General features: G+C 66.2%; 13 protein-coding genes. 1 reads left to right on the forward strand and 12 read right to left on the reverse strand.

Translation table 11 applies throughout. From position 1 onward, the window contains the following. Positions 1 to 14: 14 nt before the first annotated feature. From ACHL_RS14070 to ACHL_RS14100, 7 genes are all read right to left on the reverse strand, one after another. Positions 15 to 1,577 (reverse strand): amino acid permease, encoded by a 1,563-nt coding sequence (locus ACHL_RS14070; RefSeq protein WP_015937946.1) that lies wholly within the window; start codon positions 1,575 to 1,577, stop codon positions 15 to 17. Between the two features lie 191 nt (positions 1,578 to 1,768). Beyond that, complete coding sequence (locus ACHL_RS14075; protein WP_015937947.1) at positions 1,769 to 2,176, reverse strand: DUF779 domain-containing protein; 408 nt, start codon at positions 2,174 to 2,176, stop codon at positions 1,769 to 1,771. Then, the gene (gene adhP / locus ACHL_RS14080) at positions 2,176 to 3,198 is read right to left on the reverse strand and encodes an alcohol dehydrogenase AdhP (protein WP_015937948.1); all 1,023 of its coding nucleotides are present in this window, start codon (positions 3,196 to 3,198) and stop codon (positions 2,176 to 2,178) included. Before adhP ends, ACHL_RS14075 begins: the two co-directional genes overlap by 1 nt. 37 nt (positions 3,199 to 3,235) lie before the next feature. Next, complete coding sequence (gene exaC, locus ACHL_RS14085; protein ID WP_015937949.1) at positions 3,236 to 4,759, reverse strand: acetaldehyde dehydrogenase ExaC; 1,524 nt, start codon at positions 4,757 to 4,759, stop codon at positions 3,236 to 3,238. A 216-nt stretch (positions 4,760 to 4,975) separates the two neighbouring features. Next, positions 4,976 to 6,322: a helix-turn-helix domain-containing protein gene (locus tag ACHL_RS14090; protein ID WP_015937950.1), complete on the reverse strand. Its 1,347-nt coding sequence runs from the start codon at positions 6,320 to 6,322 to the stop codon at positions 4,976 to 4,978. A gap of 111 nt (positions 6,323 to 6,433) precedes the next feature. Then, positions 6,434 to 7,906, reverse strand: coding sequence for an FAD-dependent oxidoreductase (locus ACHL_RS14095; protein WP_407681022.1), 1,473 nt, complete (start codon positions 7,904 to 7,906; stop codon positions 6,434 to 6,436). A gap of 51 nt (positions 7,907 to 7,957) precedes the next feature. Next, complete coding sequence (locus ACHL_RS14100) at positions 7,958 to 8,956, reverse strand: DNA topoisomerase IB (RefSeq protein WP_015937952.1); 999 nt, start codon at positions 8,954 to 8,956, stop codon at positions 7,958 to 7,960. A gap of 113 nt (positions 8,957 to 9,069) precedes the next feature. Between ACHL_RS14100 and rarD the strand changes: the two genes are divergently transcribed. Further along, the gene (gene rarD, locus ACHL_RS14105) at positions 9,070 to 10,104 is read left to right on the forward strand and encodes an EamA family transporter RarD (RefSeq protein WP_015937953.1); all 1,035 of its coding nucleotides are present in this window, start codon (positions 9,070 to 9,072) and stop codon (positions 10,102 to 10,104) included. A 10-nt stretch (positions 10,105 to 10,114) separates the two neighbouring features. On the opposite strand, the gene ACHL_RS14110 is transcribed toward rarD, so the two are convergent. From ACHL_RS14110 to ACHL_RS14130, 5 genes are read right to left on the reverse strand one after another with little or no spacing between them, the layout of a single operon-like run. Then, positions 10,115 to 11,800, reverse strand: a complete 1,686-nt coding sequence (locus ACHL_RS14110; protein ID WP_015937954.1) for an endo-1,4-beta-xylanase — start codon at positions 11,798 to 11,800, stop codon at positions 10,115 to 10,117. A gap of 42 nt (positions 11,801 to 11,842) precedes the next feature. After that, positions 11,843 to 13,636 (reverse strand): polysaccharide deacetylase family protein, encoded by a 1,794-nt coding sequence (locus ACHL_RS14115; protein ID WP_015937955.1) that lies wholly within the window; start codon positions 13,634 to 13,636, stop codon positions 11,843 to 11,845. A 56-nt stretch (positions 13,637 to 13,692) separates the two neighbouring features. Then, on the reverse strand, positions 13,693 to 15,495 hold the full coding sequence (locus ACHL_RS14120; RefSeq protein ID WP_015937956.1) for a polysaccharide deacetylase family protein: 1,803 nt from the start codon (positions 15,493 to 15,495) through the stop codon (positions 13,693 to 13,695). Beyond that, entirely contained in the window at positions 15,485 to 16,822 is a 1,338-nt protein-coding gene (locus ACHL_RS14125; protein WP_015937957.1) for a glycosyltransferase family 2 protein, read from the reverse strand. Before ACHL_RS14125 ends, ACHL_RS14120 begins: the two co-directional genes overlap by 11 nt. A 2-nt stretch (positions 16,823 to 16,824) precedes the next feature. Then, positions 16,825 to 17,340, reverse strand: a complete 516-nt coding sequence (locus tag ACHL_RS14130) for a hypothetical protein (protein WP_015937958.1) — start codon at positions 17,338 to 17,340, stop codon at positions 16,825 to 16,827. Positions 17,341 to 17,774 lie beyond the last annotated feature (434 nt).

Here is a 17,774-nt window from a genome sequence, read left to right on the forward strand (position 1 = left end):
TTGGCAGGAGCAGGTCAGGCGCGGGTGAATTCGTCCTCGTCGCCGGACTTGGAAGCGGTGCTGGCAGAGTCGGCCGGGCCGCCGTTGACTGCGGCGTTGGCGGCGCTGAAGCGTTCGTTGAGGCGTGAGTGCCGCTGGCCGTAGGCAAAGTAGATTGCCAGGCCAATGGCCAGCCAGATGGCGAAGAAGATCCAGGTCTCCACGGCCAGGTTGGTCATCAGGTAGAGGCACAGCACGGCGGAGACCACCGGGAGGACCTTGCCGAACGGAACCCGGAAGGACGGCTTCAGGTCGGGGCGCTTGCGGCGCAGCACCAGGATGCCCAGGCTCACCACCACGAAGGCGGAGAGGGTGCCGATGTTGATCATTTCCTCGAGCAGGTCCACGTTGGTCAGGCCGGCCACCAGGGCAACCGCTGCACCGCAGATGATCTGCAGCCGCGCCGGGGTGGAGCGCTTGTCGCTGGTTTTGGACAGGGAACGCGGCAGGAGGCCGTCGCGGCTCATGGCCAGGACCACGCGGGACAGCCCCATGAGGAGCACCATGATCACTGTGGTCAGGCCGATCAGCGATCCGAAGGCGATGACCTTGGCGGCGGAGGTGTCACCCACGGCTTCGAAGGCGGTGGTGAGTGTGGGGTTCTCCGCTTCGGCCAACTGGGTGTAGGACACCATTCCGGTCAGGGCCAATGAGACCAGGATGTAGAGCAGGGTGACCACGGCCAGGCCGCCAAAGATGCCGCGGGGAAGGGTCTTCTGCGGGTTCTTGACTTCCTCGGCGGAGGTGGCCACCACGTCGAAGCCAATGAAGGCGAAGAACACCAGGGCGGCGCCGGCGAAGATGCCGAGGGTGCCGTACTGCGCCGGCGCGGCACCGGTCAGGAAGCCGAAGAAGGACTGCTTCAGGACGTCTGCGGCACCGGTCCCGCCAGTGGGCTCAGCTGCCGGGACGAACGGGGCGTAGTTCTCAACCTTGACGTAGGTGAAGCCCACAACGATCACGAAAAGCACGACGCCGATCTTGATCAGGGTGAAGATGTTGCCTACGCGGGCTGAAAGCTTGGTTCCCAGCACCAGCAGCACGGTGAAGATGGCCACGATCAGGAAGGCGCCCCAGTACAGGTCCACGCCGCCGATGGTCAGCGCCGGCGGAACGTCGGCACCCATCAGGGCGAACACCTTGCTGAGGTAGATGCCCCAGTATTTGGCGATCACTGCCGCGGCGGTGAAAAGCTCAAGAATCAGGTTCCAGCCGATGATCCAGGCGAGGAGCTCGCCCATGGTGGCGTAGGTGAACACGTAGGCTGAGCCGGCTACCGGGATGGCGGTGGCGAACTCGGCATAGCACATGATGGCCAGCGCACAGGTAACGGCAGCGATGGCGAAGGACACGGTCACGGCCGGGCCGGCGAAGTTGGCGGCGGCCTTCGCACCCACGGAAAAGATGCCGGCGCCGACGGCAACAGCGACGCCCATGATCATCAGGTCCCACGTGCTGAGGGAGCGCTTGAGCTTGCGTCCGGGTTCATCGGCGTCGGCAATCGACTGCTCGATGGATTTGGTCCGGAGAAGGTTCATAGGGATCACAATCCTGATTTGTGAAGGAAACAGACCTATCAACCGTAGTGTCCATCCAGTGGACGGTCCCAATCGTCCCGAATAGTGAGACGGCCAAACTGCAGAACTTTGTTCTGCCAAAAACCCTTGGGACCCTCAAAGTGAGGGTCCCAAGGGCTTTTGAACCGAATCAATGGATGTGCCGGTTCTGCTCAGGCCGGCCAGTCCATCAGGGTCGAACGGATCAGGAAGCGTTTGCCTTCCGGCGCCTCCACGGAGAAGCCGCTGCCCCTGCCGGGCACCACATCCACGGTCAGGTGGGTGTGGCTCCAGTAGTTGAACTGCTCCCGGGACATCCAGAATTCGAGGGGCTGCGGCTCCAGCCCGTCGGACAGGTCGAACAGCCCCAGCAGGACATCCGCATCGCCGGTCTGGAAGTCGCCGGCCGGGTAGCACATCGGCGAGGATCCGTCGCAGCAGCCGCCGGACTGGTGGAACATCAGCGGCCCGTGCTGCAGCCACAGCAGGCGCAGAAGGTCTGCAGCCTCCGGCGTGAGCGCCACCCGGGAGAAGACCTCACCGGGCAGCGTCACGGCGGCCCGCAGGCTGTCCGGGAACATCAGAACCTCAGGACCACGCGGCCGTCGATCTTGGCGTGCTTCATCTCATCGAAGACCGCGTTGACCTCGGACAGTTCCCGGACTGAGACGGTAGGGTGGATCTTCCCCTGGGCGTAGAAGTCCAGGGCCTCCTCCAGGTCCTGCCGGGTACCCACGATGGAACCGCGGACGGTCAGGCCCTTGAGCACAATCTCGAAGATCGGCGCCGGGAAGTCGCCCGGCGGCAGCCCGTTGAACACAATGGTGCCGCCGCGGCGGGCCATACCGATGGCCTGCCCGAACGCTGAAGGGTGCACCGCGGTAACCAGCACTCCATGGCAACCTCCTGTCTCGCGCTGGATCACCTCCGCCGGATCTTCGTGCAGGGCATTGACCGTCAGGGCCGCACCGTGGGCCTTGGCCAGGGCGAGCTTGTCATCGGCGATGTCGACGGCTGCCACCCGGAGGCCCATGGCAACGGCGTACTGCACGGCAATATGTCCCAGCCCGCCGATCCCGGAGATGGTGACCCACTGGCCGGGCTGCGCCTCCGTCATCTTCAGGCCCTTGTAGACGGTGACGCCGGCGCAGAGCACCGGCGCCACCTCGACGGGGTCGGATCCCGCCGGTATGCGGGCGGCGTACCGGGTGTTGACAAGCATGTACTCGCCAAAGGACCCGTCCACGCTGTAGCCGCCGTTCTTTTGTGCCTCGCACAGGGTCTCCCAGCCGGTGCGGCAATACTGGCAATCGCCACAGGCGGACCACAGCCAGGCATTGCCCACCATGTCCCCGACGGCGAGGTCGGTGACGCCTTCGCCGAGTGCCACCACCTCACCGACGCCTTCATGGCCGGGCACGAACGGCGGCGTTGGCTTGACGGGCCAGTCGCCTTCCGCGGCATGGAGATCGGTGTGGCAGACGCCGGTGGTGAGGACCTTCACGAGGGCCTCCCCCGGGCCGGGGGTAGGGATGGGCAGTTCCTGGACCTGCAGGTCGGTACCGAAAGTGTTGACCACTGCTGCTTGCATTGTCGTCGTCATTGGCGATCCTTGCGTTGATGGAGGGGTGGAACCGGGCTTAGAAGAAGCCCAGCTTGTTCTCGTTGTAGCTGACCAGCAGGTTCTTGGTCTGCTGGTAGTGGTCCAGCATCATCGCGTGGTTTTCACGGCCGATGCCTGAGGACTTGTAGCCGCCGAACGCGGCACCCGCCGGGTAGGCGTGGTAGTTGTTGACCCAGACACGGCCGGCCTGGATTTCACGGCCCGCGCGGTAGGCGATGTTGCCGTTGCGGGACCAGACGCCGGCGCCGAGCCCGTAAAGGGTGTCGTTGGCGATGCCCATGGCGTCGTTGTAGTCGCTGAATTTCGTCACGGCCACCACAGGTCCGAAGATCTCCTCCTGGAAGATCCGCATCCGGTTGTGGCCCTCGAAGACGGTGGGCTGGACGTAGAAACCGCCGGCCAGGTCGCCGGGCAGTTCGGCACGGGCGCCTCCGGTGAGGATCTTGGCACCCTCCTGCTTTCCGATGTCGATGTAGGAAAGGATCTTCTCAAGCTGGTCGTTCGAGGCCTGCGCACCCACCTGGGTGTCGGTGTCCAGCGGGTTGCCCTGCACCATCTTCTCCACCCGCGCCACGGCATCGGCCATGAAGGACTCGTAGATGTCTTCCTGCACCAGGGCGCGAGACGGGCAGGTGCAGACTTCGCCCTGGTTGAAGGCGAACAGGGCGAACCCTTCCTGGGCCTTGTCGTAGAACGCGTCGTCAGCCTGGGCAACGTCGCCGAAGAAGATATTCGGGCTCTTGCCGCCGAGCTCCAGGGTGACCGGGATGAGGTTCTGGCTGGCGTACTGGCTGATCAGGCGCCCGGTGGTGGTTTCGCCGGTGAAGGCGATCTTGCGGATCCGGGAGCTGGAGGCGAGGGGCTTGCCGGCCTCCACGCCGAAGCCGTTGACCACGTTGACCACACCGGCGGGCAGCAGGTCGCCGATGAGCTCCATGAGGACCAGGATGGACGACGGCGTCTGCTCGGCGGGCTTGAGCACCACGGCATTGCCGGCGGCCAGGGCCGGGGCCAGCTTCCAGACGGCCATCAGGATGGGGAAGTTCCAGGGAATGATCTGGCCCACGACACCCAGCGGCTCGTGGAAGTGATAGGCGGTGGTGTCCTCGTCGAGCTGCGAAAGGGAGCCCTCCTGGGCCCGGACCGCCGAGGCGAAGTAGCGGAAGTGGTCGGCGGCCAGCGGGAGGTCGGCGTTAAGGGTTTCGCGGATGGGCTTGCCGTTGTCCCAGGATTCGGCAACGGCCAGCATTTCGAGGTTTTCGTCGATGCGGTCCGCGATCCTGTTCAGGATGGCTGCGCGCTCGGCCACGGACGTCTTACCCCAGGACGGTGCAACCTTGTGTGCGGCATCCAGCGCAAGCTCGATGTCCTCTGCGGTGCCGCGGGCCACTTCGCAGAACGCCTTGCCCGTCACCGGAGTGATGTTCTCGAAGTACTGGCCCTTGACCGGGGCCACCCATTCGCCGCCGATCCAGTTCTCGTAACGGTCCTTGAAGGTGACCTTCGAGCCCTCGGTACCCGGCTGTGCGTAAACGGTCATTGCGTAGCTCCTTTGCTGTGCAGAAGGCTTTCCCGTACGGGATGAGCCGATGCAGCCAGCGTAGGAGCAGGGGGGTTGCAGGAAGGTTGCAACCCCCGCCCGGTGGTTGAGCCTGCCGAAATCAGGTTTCGACAGGCTCAACCACCGAAAGGATGGGCTCAACCACCGAAAGGACTAGCTCAACCACCGAAAGGACACGCTCAACCACCGAAAGGCCTAGGCGCGAAGTTCGGCTTCCAGCCGTTCCAGTTCGGCGACGACGGCGGCCCGCTTTGGCGAGCGCGGCGGCAGGAGGCGGAGCGCGGCACGGCGGATCCCGACGTCGTCCCTTGCCTCGGGGAGCGCGGCGTAGCGGAGCAGGGAATCGGCGCTGCCGTCGGTGAGGACAGCCTCGCGCAGGAGTGAGGAGACTTTGTTTCGGAGGTCGATGATGCCCGGCGCCTCGGACCGCGGCAGCACCGCGCCCCGGTAGATTTCCAGCGCAATGCGGTGGGCACCGCGCTGCAGGCAGCTGAGCACCTGGCCGCAGTCGGGCACCAGGTCCAGCGGGAGCCGGTAGGGCCTGGATTCGGGCACGGCGCCGGGGTTGAGCTGTTGCAGGACCTTCCGCAGTCGCACCATTTCGGCCCGCAGGGTGATGCTGGAACCTTCCGCCGGGTAGAGCAGGACGCACAGTTCCTCGGCACTCAGCCCGTCCGGGTGCGTACTCAGCAGGGCGAGGATCTCGCTGTGCCGGGCGGACAGCGCAACGGTCTTGCCGTCGATGCTCAGCAGTGCCTGGTCGCGGCCCAGCAGCTGGAGGCTGTTGCGGTACAGGCTGCCCTCCCGTGCACCAGCGCCCGGTGCCCGGGCAGCGGATGCCGTGGACCGGCGTCGTACGGGCGTGGCGGCCAGCTGCGCGGCGGCCTGGAGCCGCTCCACCCGCAGCTGGGCCTGGGCGGCCGCCACGGTGGCCTCCACCAGCGACAGGGTGTGCGGGGCCACTGCGGCAGCCGTTCCGGTGATGTCCACTACCCCCAGCAGCGCGCCGGAATCGGGATCGTGGAAGGGGACGGCCGTGCAGCTCCAGGGATGGACGGCCCGCTGGTAGTGCTCCGCGCCGGCGATCTGGATCCCGCGGCCCAGCGCCAGGGCAGTGCCCGGGGCGCTGGTGCCCACGGTGGCTTCGGACCAGTCGGCCCCGGCAACGAACATCATGCCTTCCGCACGGCGCTGCAGGGAAGGATCCCCGTCCACCCACAGCAGCCGGCCCACCTCGTCACCCACCGCCACCAGGAGGCCGGTGTCGTGGCTGGGCTGGACCAGGAGCTTGTTGATGACAGGCATGATGGTGGCCAGCGGATGCCGGCTCCGGTAGTCCTCAAGTTCATCGTGGTCCATGGCCAGCGGCGCGGCCGGGTTGTCCGGGTTGGCCTTGAACCCGGCGGAGCGCAGCCATGATTCGCGGATCAGCGAACGCAGGCCGGGAACGTCGGGCGCATCGGGAAACCGGCCGCCGTCGAGTTTCTCGTGGGCGGCAAGGGCACTGCGTTGCAGCGGCTCCGGCTGGGTGAGGTTCTTCATCGAACTCCTGTGCTGCTGCGCTGCGGTGCTGTCTGGGGACACGGCGTCAGCACGCCGGCCAGGGGATGCTCGCCATTGTAGCGGGCACCGGTCCCCGGCGGGAGCCGGGTGTCAGCCGCGGGAAATGCGGATCATGTCCTCGCGCGGGACCACCTTGATGCGCTCACGGACCACGTGGTCCATGCCTTCCGGTCCGGTCCACGCGGCTCCGAGGCCCGCCTCGTGGGCATCGAGCCTGTTCCAGCCCTCCCACGTGGTGTACTCGATGCCGCGTTCCTCCAGCAGGTCGATGATGGCCTGCGGATCAGGGTTGCTGGCCGCCGGCAGGGTGAGGCGGTCCTCCAGCAGGAAGCCGATGGTTTCCAGGGCGTCGCCCTTGGTGTGACCGATGAGTCCCACGGGGCCGCGCTTGATCCAGCCGGTGGCGTAGATGCCCGGAACGGGGTTGCCTTCGGCGTCCAGCACCCGGCCGCCCTCGTTGGGGATGACGCCGCGTTTGGCGTCGTATTCGAGTTCATCCAGCGCCGAGCCGTGGTAGCCGATGGCACGATAGACGGCCTGGACGGGGTATTCCACGTACTCCCCCGTGCCCTTGGCGTTGCCGGTGCCATCGAGCTGCATGCGCTCGAACTTGATGCCCGCCACCTTGCCGCCGGCTGCGTCCCCGCCGTCCGGAAGTATTTCCACGGGGCTGTGCAGGAAATGCAGGTGCAGCCTGCGGGAGGAAGGATTCTCCGATTCCGCGTGCTCCTCCACCAGCCAGTTGGTGAGCGTGTTCACCATGGTCTTGATCTGGTTGTTGCTGCGGATGGCCTCATCCGAGGCTTCGTCGAATTCGAAGTCCTCGGGGTACAGGACGATGTCCACATCATTCATGTGGCTGAGTTCGCGCAGTTCCAGCGGGGTGAACTTCACCTGCGCCGGGCCGCGGCGGCCGAAGACGTGCACGTCCGTGACCGGGGAGGATTTCAGTCCCTGGTAGACGTTGTCCGGAATTTCGGTGGTGAGGAGCTCCTCCGGGTGCTTAACCAGCATGCGGGCCACATCGAGGGCCACGTTGCCGTTGCCAATAACGGCGATTTCCTTGGCCTCCAACGGCCAGTCACGGGGAACGTCCGGGTGGCCGTCGTACCAGGAAACAAAGTCCGCGCCGCCGAAGGATCCCTGCAGGGTGATGCCCGGGATGTCCAGGTCCGCGTCCTTGATGGCGCCCGTGGAAAAGATGACGGCGTCATAGAACGCCCGGAAGTCATGCAGGGTGAGGTCGCGGCCGTAGGTCACGTTGCCCAGGAAGCGGATGTCGCCGCGGTCCAGGACCTTGTGCAGGGCGTTGACGATGCCCTTGATCCGGGGATGGTCAGGAGCCACGCCGTACCTGATCAGGCCGTAGGGCGCGGGGTAGGCCTCAAAGAGGTCGATGCTGACCTCGAAATCGCCGTCCTTCACGCCGCTGGATTTGGTGAGGATGTCCGCAGCATAGACGCCTGCCGGTCCTGCGCCCACGATGGCGACGCGGAGGGGACGGGTGGAGCTGGTAGCGCTGGGAGTGGACACCGGGAGCCCTTCTGGCCTGATCACATGCATGATTCGCGGGGAGCGCCGGATAGGTGGCGCAACAGCTTCCTATTCTAGGCCTCAGCCGCTTTTCGCCAGCGGTACAACGTCACCTTCGCGGTAGAGCAGCGCACGGATCTCGGACTCGGCGGACTCGATCCGGTGGGGGTCGATGGTTTCGCCGTCGTTGAAGTGGTCCACGACGCGCGGGTCCACATAGCTCTTGCGGGCAATCGACGGCGTGTTCCCCAGCACCTCGGCCGCGTCCATCATGGCCCTGCTCACAGCCCGCTTCCGTTTGGCCACCGTGGGTTGCGTTCCGGTCCGGGCAAGGCTGGCGGCCGCTGCCAAGGTGCCGCGCAGGGTGCGGAAGTCCTTCGCCGTGAAGTCGGAGCCGGTGCGTTCCTTGACGTAGGCGTTGATGTCCGCGCTGGTGACCGGCCGCCAGCTCCTGCCGTCCTTGTAGGCCAGCAGCCGGGCGTTGCCACCGCGCCGCTTGAGCAGCCGCACCAAGGCGGCAAGGTCGGCGTCGCGGATTTCCGATTCCCAGTCCTTTCCGCTCTTGGCCGGGAAGCTGAGCAGGATCCGGTCCTTCCGCACCTGGACGTGGGCGCACAGCAGGGTGGCCAGCCCGCGGCTGCCGTTCTCGTTGGTGTACCGTTCGGACCCCACGCGCAGGGACCCGCTGTCCAGCATCCGGAAGGCTCCGGCCAGCACGCGTTCACGGGTGAACCCGTCGCTGCGCAGGTCCATGGTGACCCGCCGCCGCGCGGCAGGCAGGGACTCGGCAAGCTGCAGGGACCGGTCGAACTTGAGCCTGTCCTTCCGTTCCCGCCATTGGGGGTGGTAAATGTACTGCCGGCGGCCCACGGCGTCCACGCCCGTGGCCTGGATGTGCCCGTTTTCGAACGGGGCTATCCACACGTCGGTCCACGCCGGCGGGATGCCGATGCTTTCCAGCCGCTCCCGCACAGGCCCGGGCGGCAACGTTGATCCGTCCAGGTCCCGGTAGCTGAAGCCTTTTCCGGCGGCAATCCGGCGGTAGCCCCGGCCGGAGGCGTTGCTGCGCCGGAGCCTCATGGGGCCACGTCCGGCAGGTAGGCACAATCCATGAAAGCAAGCGTACTGACTAATTGCCGGATTTCGGACCCGGCTGCTTGGAATACCGGGCCCGCTGCTGATGTTATGGTTCCGTGCCGAACCCCGATCCTTCCTCTTCCCCCGCTTCTCCTCCCCCTGCTTCCGCCCACGCCCCGGCCCGTCCGGGCGCGGCGACCGCCAGGGCGGCGGATGCCGCGGTCAATGACAAGGACACGACGGCGGGGATCCTCTTTGGCATCGGCGCGTACGGGCTCTGGGGGCTGCTCCCGCTGTATTTCTTCGTGCTCAAGCCCGCCGGCGCCGTCGAAATCGTGGCCAACCGCGTGGTGTGGTCGCTGCTGTTCTGCGCCCTTCTGGTCACCGTGACGAGGGCGTGGCCGGCCCTGACGGCCGCGCTCCGCAACCGGGCCGTCTTTGGTTCCCTGGCGCTGGCGGCCTTCCTGATCGCCGTCAACTGGCTCACGTACACGTACGGTGTGACCACCAACCAGGCGGTGGAAACCTCGCTGGGCTACTTCATCAACCCGCTGGTCTCCGTGCTGCTCGGCGTGTTCGTCCTCAAGGAGAAGCTGCGCCCGCTACAGTGGGCCGCCGTCGCCATCGGTTTCATTGCCGTGGGCGTGCTCACCTACTCCTACGGCAAGCTTCCCTGGATTGCCCTGACGCTGGCGTTCAGCTTTGGCCTGTACGGCTTCGTGAAGAAGCGCGTGGGACCCCGGGTGGACGCCGTCACCAGCCTCAGCGTGGAAACCCTGGTGCTGGCACCGTTCGCGGCTGCCGCCATGGCGGCCCTCGGCGTCTCGGGGGCCGCCACCCTGACCACCCAGGGCGCCGGCCACTTCTGGCTGCTCCTCGCCTCCGGCGTGATTACCGCGGTTCCCCTGGTGTTCTTCGGCGCCTCCGCGCGCCGGCTGCCGATGACCACTATCGGCCTGCTGCAGTATTTCGCCCCGGTCCTGCAGTTCATCGTGGCCCTCGTGGTGTTCCGCGAAGCCATGACCATGGAGCGCTGGATCGGCTTTGGCGTGGTCTGGGTGGCGCTGCTGCTGCTCACGGTGGACATGCTCCGGACCGCGCGCAGGAACGCCCTGGCCAGGCGGCGGGCTCCGGTGCAGGCCGCCGGCTGAACGCTCCGGGTCAGCCGCCCAGAACCTTCCTTATCGCGTCGTACGGCGGGGTGGGCTTCCCGTTTTCGAACAGGTAGTCGTGGCCCTGCTGCAGGCTGCCGTCGTCGTCGATCAGCCAGTCGTAGCGGTTATCCACGCCCCAGGTGGTGTAGGAGACGCAGGCGCTGGAGCGCAGGCAGATGTCCAGGACGGTGGCGTACTGCTCGGCCTGGACGTCTGTGCCGTCGTCGTCCGCCACGTCGTTTTCCGAGATGCGGACGTGCAGCCCGGCGTCCTGGAAGTTCCGCAGTGTACTGGTGAGGTCGCCGGCCGGGATCGCGTCGGTTTCGAGGTCGTAGACATGGGCCTGGAGGCCCACGCCGTAGATGTGCCCGCCCACCGCATTCGTGTCCAGGGCGAGCTTGAGCAGGGCGTCCTGGCGGCGCCCCGGAACGTCCGCCCCGTTCTCGTTGATGAACTGCTTCACCTGCGGATCGGCCGCGTAGACGGCCTGCGAAACGGCGGCCGGGTAGGCCGGTCCGAAGACGCGGTACCAGATGTTCTGCTGCAGGCCTGTGCCCTGGTCGGTGTCGAAGGGCTCGTTGACAACGTCCAGGGAATCGAGCCGGCCCCGGAAGTGCGTCACGACGGCGGTGACGTAGTCGCGCAAGGCCCGCGCGCTGGCGCTGCGCTCCGCTTCGGTGCCCGCGGGAAGTTCCTGCATCCAACGGGGCATTGCTTCCGTGAAGGCGATGGTGTGGCCGTGCACGGCCATGCCCTTGCTTTCGGCGACCGCAAGGATCGCGTCCGCCTCTTCGAAGGTGTAGGCGCCCTGCTGCGGTGACAGGTTCTGCGCCTTCATGGCGTTCTCCGGGGTGATGGCACCGAAATTTCCTACGAGCACCCGCCCGTAGTCGGCGTCCGAGGCCAGCGGGCCAAGTGCCACAGCGGCACCGATCCTGAAGTCCGGCCGGATCCGCGCCGCCAGGGCCTGCAGGCCATCGGGCAGCTGGCTTGCCTGCTCGACGGCGGGGCCGGCAGTACTGAGTGAGGCACCGCCCGGAGCTGTGGCGGTGAGGGAACTGACCTGGAACGAGCCGGCGTCGCTCGCGAGTCCCAGCCACAACTGCCCGGAGCCGAAGATGCCGCGAAGGGGCTGTGACAGCACAATTTTTCCTCCGCTGGCCACCTTCAGGGTGTCCCCTGACCGGTGCACCGTCAGTTCGGCCCCGGGGTCCTGGAGCCGGACGCGCTCATCATGTGCCGGCTGGGGATTGGTCACGGACTTTTGCCGTGATCCGTCAAAGACCGCAATATCCAGGTCATCGCCGCGCAGAGTGAGCCGCAGTCCCGCGGGTTCAATCCGGAACTCGTCGGCAATCACCGGCGGGCTGTCATAGACCGTCAGGGAGGCATCGGCTGTCACGTCGGTGAACGATGCGCTGAGGGTGAAGTCTCCCGTGGCCACGAGGTGGGTTCCGGCCAGGTTGACCGGCGGGTTCGGCTGGCCTCCCCCGCCGTCCTGTTCCACGATGCTCCGTGACGTTGCCGCCACCCGCAACCCGCCGCCGTCGGGCGTCACCCCGGGCGTATGCTGCCAGTCCTGCTGGATCAGGTTGACCACCATGTCAGGCTCCGGGTTGTCCGGCGTGCAGCCGGCAAGGGCGAGCAGGACGCCGGACGCCAGCACGATCACTGCGCGCGGGCGCCAGGCCATCCTGCCTCCTCCCATCTGGTGCCCTCAATCCTGGACCGGCCGTCAGGGCTTGGTCCAGCGGACGTCGTCGAAATACGCCTGCAATCCGGAGTTGGCCTGGACAATGACCTGCAGGCTTGCCTTGGCCACCGCAGTGGTGCTTGGCGAGTAGGTCAGGTCAACGTTGGTCACTCCGGCAGCCGCCACGCCGAGCTTGTACTGCCCGGAGATCCATTGGCCTGCGGCGTTGTACTCGTCGATGTAGAAGCCCACTTCACCGCTGGTGCGGGCTGCGACATTCAGGTACCCGGCAATGTTGTAGGCCCCGGGGGTCACCGCCACCTGGGGTGAGAACAGGTGCTTGTTCGACGTTGTGGCCGTCAGCCTGACGGAGTTGACCGGGTTTGCGGGGCTTCCGTGGTTGGCTGCGTCAGCCACGATGGTGGGCGCGGAGTCAGTGGTCCAGCCCGAGCCGATGCCGGCGTCGAAGGTGCCGTTGGCCACCAGGTTGGTGGTCGTTGGCGGTGGCGGGGTGGTCCCTGCAGTCAGTGCCAGCAGCTGCACGTTGTCCAGGTAGGCAGTGATTCCGCTGCCGGTCACCCACACCTGGAGGCTGGCCTTGGCCACATTGGTGGAGCTGGGCGTGTAGGTGAAGTTCATGGCTTCCACCCAACGTGTGTTCTCCCGTTTGCGGAACTGTCCCGAAATCCACTGTCCGGCCGCGTTGTACTCGTCCACGTAGAAGCCCACTTCGCCACTGGTGATGGAGGCGACGTTCAGGTAGGACTTGAAGAGGTAGTTCGTGGTCGGTGACACCGCGACGGCCGGCGAGAACAGATGCCCCGTGGCCGTCCCGGAAACCATCTTGATGGACCGGGCAGCGTCCGGGAAGCTGCCGTTGGTAGCGGCGTCGGCCGTGATCGCGGCAGGTGCATCGGTTCGCCATCCGTCGGCGATCCCGGTGTTGAACGACGGGTTGGGCATCAGGTTCGGCGAACCGGTCACGAGGCCCTTGCTGACGTTGACGTTGCGGATTTGCCCGGCCGCCACCTTGGTCTTCACATAGGCGGCGAGCTGGTCCAGTTCCGCGGTGCCGTACTGGTAGTCATCGGGGACCTGGCTGGGGTTGGGCCGGATGTCATGGAATGTGAAAACCACCCACTGCTTGTTGGCGATGGCCGCATCCACCTGGGCCTTCAGCGCCGCCACCGGCGTGGTGACCTCCTGCACCGGGACGTTGCGGAGCAGGTAGTCGCCCAAGGGCCAGATGTTGTTGCCCGTGTCAGCGAAGCCGCGCATGGAGCTGTAGTACTTGGCCACCCGCGCAACCGCCGACATGTCGTAGTCGCCGTAGGGCGGCGCGAAGGCCGTGGCGTTGATGCCCTGGGCGGCGAGCGCCGACTTGCTGTTCGCCAGCTGGGCCTCCACCTGGGCTGCGGTCAGCTTGTTCGCCTGGCAGTCATCGCCAACGCTGACGAGGCACTGGTGGTTGACGGTGTGCGATCCGATTTCCCAGCCGTAGGTGTTCTGCAGCTGCAGGATCTGGCTCCAGGTCATGTACGGCACATCGGTGTTGGCACGGCAGGTGTTTGGTACCGTCGTCATGCCGACACAGCCGGTGATCACGTAGTTCGTGCCCGTCAGCCCGTACTTCTGGAGGGTGGGCGCCGCCTGTGTCAGAGCGCTTTGGGCACCGTCATCGAAGGTGAAGGACACGAGGGGCCCTGGTGCGGGGTTGTCCACGGCCGCGTTGGCCGCCCCCGGCGTCAGCAGCGCGGCGGCCATGGCCACCACCGCCACCACGGTGCTCATGAGCTTGACGCGCCACGGCGCCAGGCTGGATCTGGTTCCGGTCATGTGCTGTTCCGTTCTTTTTGGGGCCGGCGGCGCCGGGTTACACCGCCGAAGTATGGTCAGGGTCCCTGTAGTTTTTCGAAGGCCTGCATCACCGGCTGGACCTCGATGTTGCTGTCGTCGACGAGCTGCAGCTGGGCGGCAAGGACGTCGCTGGTGATGGTGCTCCGGTCCGCGGCGATGGTGTGTTCCTGGGTGCCGGTGGACTGCGGGGTTGCTATCTGGTGGTAGACGAGGATGAGCCATCCGTTCATCCGGGCTGTCTCGGCGAGCGCTTCAGACAACGTTGCCATGGTGGTCTGGTCAGTCACGTAGAAGACCTTCAGGTCGTGTTGGTCCAGGCTTTGCCTGGTGTTGATGCCGTCGTCCGTGCCGCGGACGATGTCGAAGTATTGGTTGGCGTACCAGTCCACCTGAGGGTCGTGGCGGCCGTACGGCGGTGCCAGGTCCCTGGTTTCAAAGCCGGCCGCTGCCAGGGCCTCTTCGCTCTTGCGCACCTGTTCGTCCAGGCGGTCCGTCCCGATGGAGGTCAGGTCCACGTGCTCGTAGCTGTGCGCGGCGATCTCGTGTCCGGCCTGGTGCAGCTGCCGCACCTCGGCTGCGGTCATGAAGTTTGGCGTCTCGATGGAACTGGCGTTGATGTAATGGGTGGACCGGAAACCATGCCGGTCCAGCAGCGGAAGCGCACGGTCGTACACCGACTGCCAGCCGTCGTCGAACGTGATCGAAACCATGGGCTGGCTCCAGCGGAGGGGGCCGGATTTCGTCGTGTCACTGAGCGAGTAATTGCGGACGTTGGTGGTGCCGTCCCCGTGGGCTACCAGCGTGACCATTGCCGTGGTGGCTCCGGCGGGCGCCTGGAACGCCTCGCTGACGGTGGTCCAGTCTCCGGCCGGCAACACGGTCTCCAGGCTGTGGAACACGCGGCCCCCGTTGGCGAGCTCGAACTCCGCCACCACATCCACCTCCCGGTCTGACCGGTAGGTGGCACCGAACTCGAAGGACCTGTCACCGGTCACCGGGATGGGCTGGTACTGCCATTTGGCCTCGCCGGACCTGTAATTGGAGATGCGGGTCCAGAGGTAGCTGCCCCCTGCGTCCTGGCTTCGGCCGGACTCTGCCGTCAGTGCCCCGGAGGCGTAGGGGGACCAGGCATCAGGTCCTGCGGGCTGGATCCCCCTGAGGCCAGGGTTCGGGATCAGGTTCGGGCCGGGCGGCGGTGAGGCCGGGAGCAGGACATCACTGGCCGGCTCCAGGTAGGCTCCTTCGATTTTGAGCGCGCCGTCCGATGCCAGCCTGAAGACGTACTCGACGGCGGTTGTCGCCTCGCCGCTGTCGAAGGCATCGCTCACCGTGTAAGGGGTGTTCCCGGGCCGCTCCAGCGGGTTCCGGAGCTGCTCCAGCACCGTGCTGCCATCGGCACGATAGCGGCGGGCCAGCAGGGTGAAGTCGATGTCACTGGATGCGAAGGCCTTGAAGAGGTAGGTCTGGTGGGGCTTGACGTCCACGCGGGGGGTTGTCAGCGTGACATCACCCGAGCTGTAGCCGGCGATGTCCAACCGGAGCGCCTGGCTTTGCACCTCTCCGGCGGCCAGCTCCAGCGAGGTTTCGGCGGCCCCGCTGCGCCGGACTGTCCAGCCGCCCACCTGCCCGGCCGGGTCGGGCTGCCCTGACGCCGCGGGGGTGACGACGGCGGAGGGGTCGAACGCAGGGAGCAGGTTGGCACCCGGCCGGGCCTGGGCCAGGCTGGCGGTTCCCCGCGTGTACACCAGCCAGCCAGCGGTGATCAGTGCCACCACAGCCAGGATGACCACGAGCGGGTTCAACAGCACACGCAGGAACCGCCGGCGTTTACGTGGCATTGGCCACCACCAGGCTGCCGGCCCGCTGCGGTGACTTCCAGGTGTTGATTTCGGGACGCCGGAAGAGGCCGCGGGAGCGCAGGATGCAGCGAAGCGCCGCTGTCAGCTGCACCAGGTCCATGATGTAGAACAGGAAGTATGCCGTGGGGGCGTAGAGGGAGAGCCGGCTGCGTTCCCGCACCGTGAGGTTCTCGTCCATCCACACGGTGAGCAGCGTGTAGGCGGTAATGGTGGCATAGGCCCCAAGGACCAGCGCGGGGGTGTGCGTGGTCAGCGACCAGTAAACCGCATAGGTCCAGGCCAGTGGCGAGACCAGCAGCGTGAATTCGCTCAGCAGGGCCATGGGCATCCGGTAATAGGTCAGGGTGGGTGTGTACCTGCGGCTCGGATTCAGCATCATGCCCCGGTACTTGATGAGGTTCTGGATGCTGCCGTACTTCCACCGGTAGCGCTGCTTGGCAAGGGCGCGCAGCGAAAGCACGCCTTCGGTCTTGGCCACCACATCGGCACCGTAGAGCATGCGGAAGCGCCGGTTGCCAAGGTTGGTGATCTTCGCGCTCAGCCCGATGTCCTCGGTCACGGTATCGGTGTCGTAGAAATCGACCTTCCGCAGTACGCGCATCCGGTAGGTGGAGGCAACGCCGCCAACCACGAATTCGGCGTTCAGGAGGGAATAGAACTTCTTGGACCGGTAGCCGATCATGTGTTCGAACCGCTGCAGGATGCCGAGTACCGTGGTCTCCTCCAGGATCTGCACGTTGGCGGCGACTCCGGCCACGCAGGGATCGTCAAAGTAGGACAATGCGTTGGTGATGGTTTCCGGACCGATGATCGAATCGGCGTCGAGGGTCATGGCGAACTGGCCGCGGGCGTGCCTCCGGAGCACCGAGTTAAGTGCCGCGCCCTTGCCGATGTTGCGGCGCATCCGGACCAGGTGCAGGTCCATCGTGGGGTGCCGCAGCTGGAAATCGCGGACCAGCCTGCCGGTCAGGTCCGACGACGCGTCGTCGGCGACGAAGACCTCGAAGGAGCGGTAAGTGCTTGTGCCGATGGACTCGAGCGTCCTGACGATCACCGCTTCCTCGTTGTGTGCCGCGATGACGATGGACACCAGCCCAGGCACTTCGGGGCGGGCCCGGCGGGTCCAGGTGGCCGTCGCCGCGCATTCCGGCTGGAAGTCGCCGGGCTCCCGCACGCCCTTCATTCCCTTGCGGCGCTGTTGCCAGATGTCGTAAAAGTTGGCGCCCGCCAGGTAGAGGCCGAAGTGCACGACGTAGAGGATGCTGACGCCGGCGAACAGCCAGAAGATGACGAGTGCGAAGTCCATGCTCACCCCTCCGTGGAGCTGGCGAGAGCCGGCAGGTGCCGGCGCCGGCTGCGGAAGATGCGGCGGTGTACCCCTACGGGCGCTGGCACGGCGGCGGGCGCCTCGGCGGGCTGCAGGTCGTCCCTGAAGGTGGCGTCCGCCGCCATGACGTCGACAAGTCCGGCCTGCGGACGCTGAGCCGTGGTGTCCGTGGCGGCCACCGGACCGGGCGTCAGCCCAGCCGGCATCAGCGCCCCGGGTGCCGGAGCCTCGGGTGACAGGGCCTCTGGTGCCAGTGCAGGCGGTGCAATCACAACCGACGTCAAGACCGGCGGCGCCAGCGCAGCGGCAAGTGCCCGGCGGGTGGCACCCCTGCGGTACAGGCCCACGCCAACGAAGCGGATCACCACCGTGAGGACCACCAGCCCCCACAGCACCAGGCTCAGCTGGGCTACGAAATCCAGCAGGCCTTCGAACATGGCCCCGTCCCGGCCGAAGGTAGCCTGTGCAGGCACTGCAAAGCTTTCGATGTCCCTCATCGGAGGCCCTCCCTTGCTGTGTACGACAACTGCATCGCGTCGTTTCCCCTCTGTGTTGTGCAGGATGTCCATCGCCGGCCGAGGGTGATGCGGCTGCCGCCGCTCGAACCCTGTGCCGCCGTCCGGATGTTGGCAGGCGCTTACTCGCTTCGCTGTGAGGCGTTGGTCATTGTGGAGGGGCTTCGCCGTCCGGAAACTCCTCAAGTTGCACTCCAGGGCCCACTTTCCGGGGTCCCGGTGTGTCCAAGTTACGAGTAGCTGAGGACGCTTAACACGAGTACCAAGTACTCCAAAAAATTCTTGGGGATACTTACCGCAACCTGCCTTAACCAGCGGGTGGTTAGGTGTTTGCCGGGCAGGCAAGTAGGGGGCATTAGGTAGTCCGACGTACCTGGGGAGGGGACTGGGTAGTTAACTCGGGAAAAGGGCGCCCG

The sequence above is a fragment of the Pseudarthrobacter chlorophenolicus A6 genome, from assembly GCF_000022025.1.
In the GTDB taxonomy this organism is placed as follows: Bacteria; Actinomycetota; Actinomycetes; order Actinomycetales; family Micrococcaceae; genus Arthrobacter; species Arthrobacter chlorophenolicus.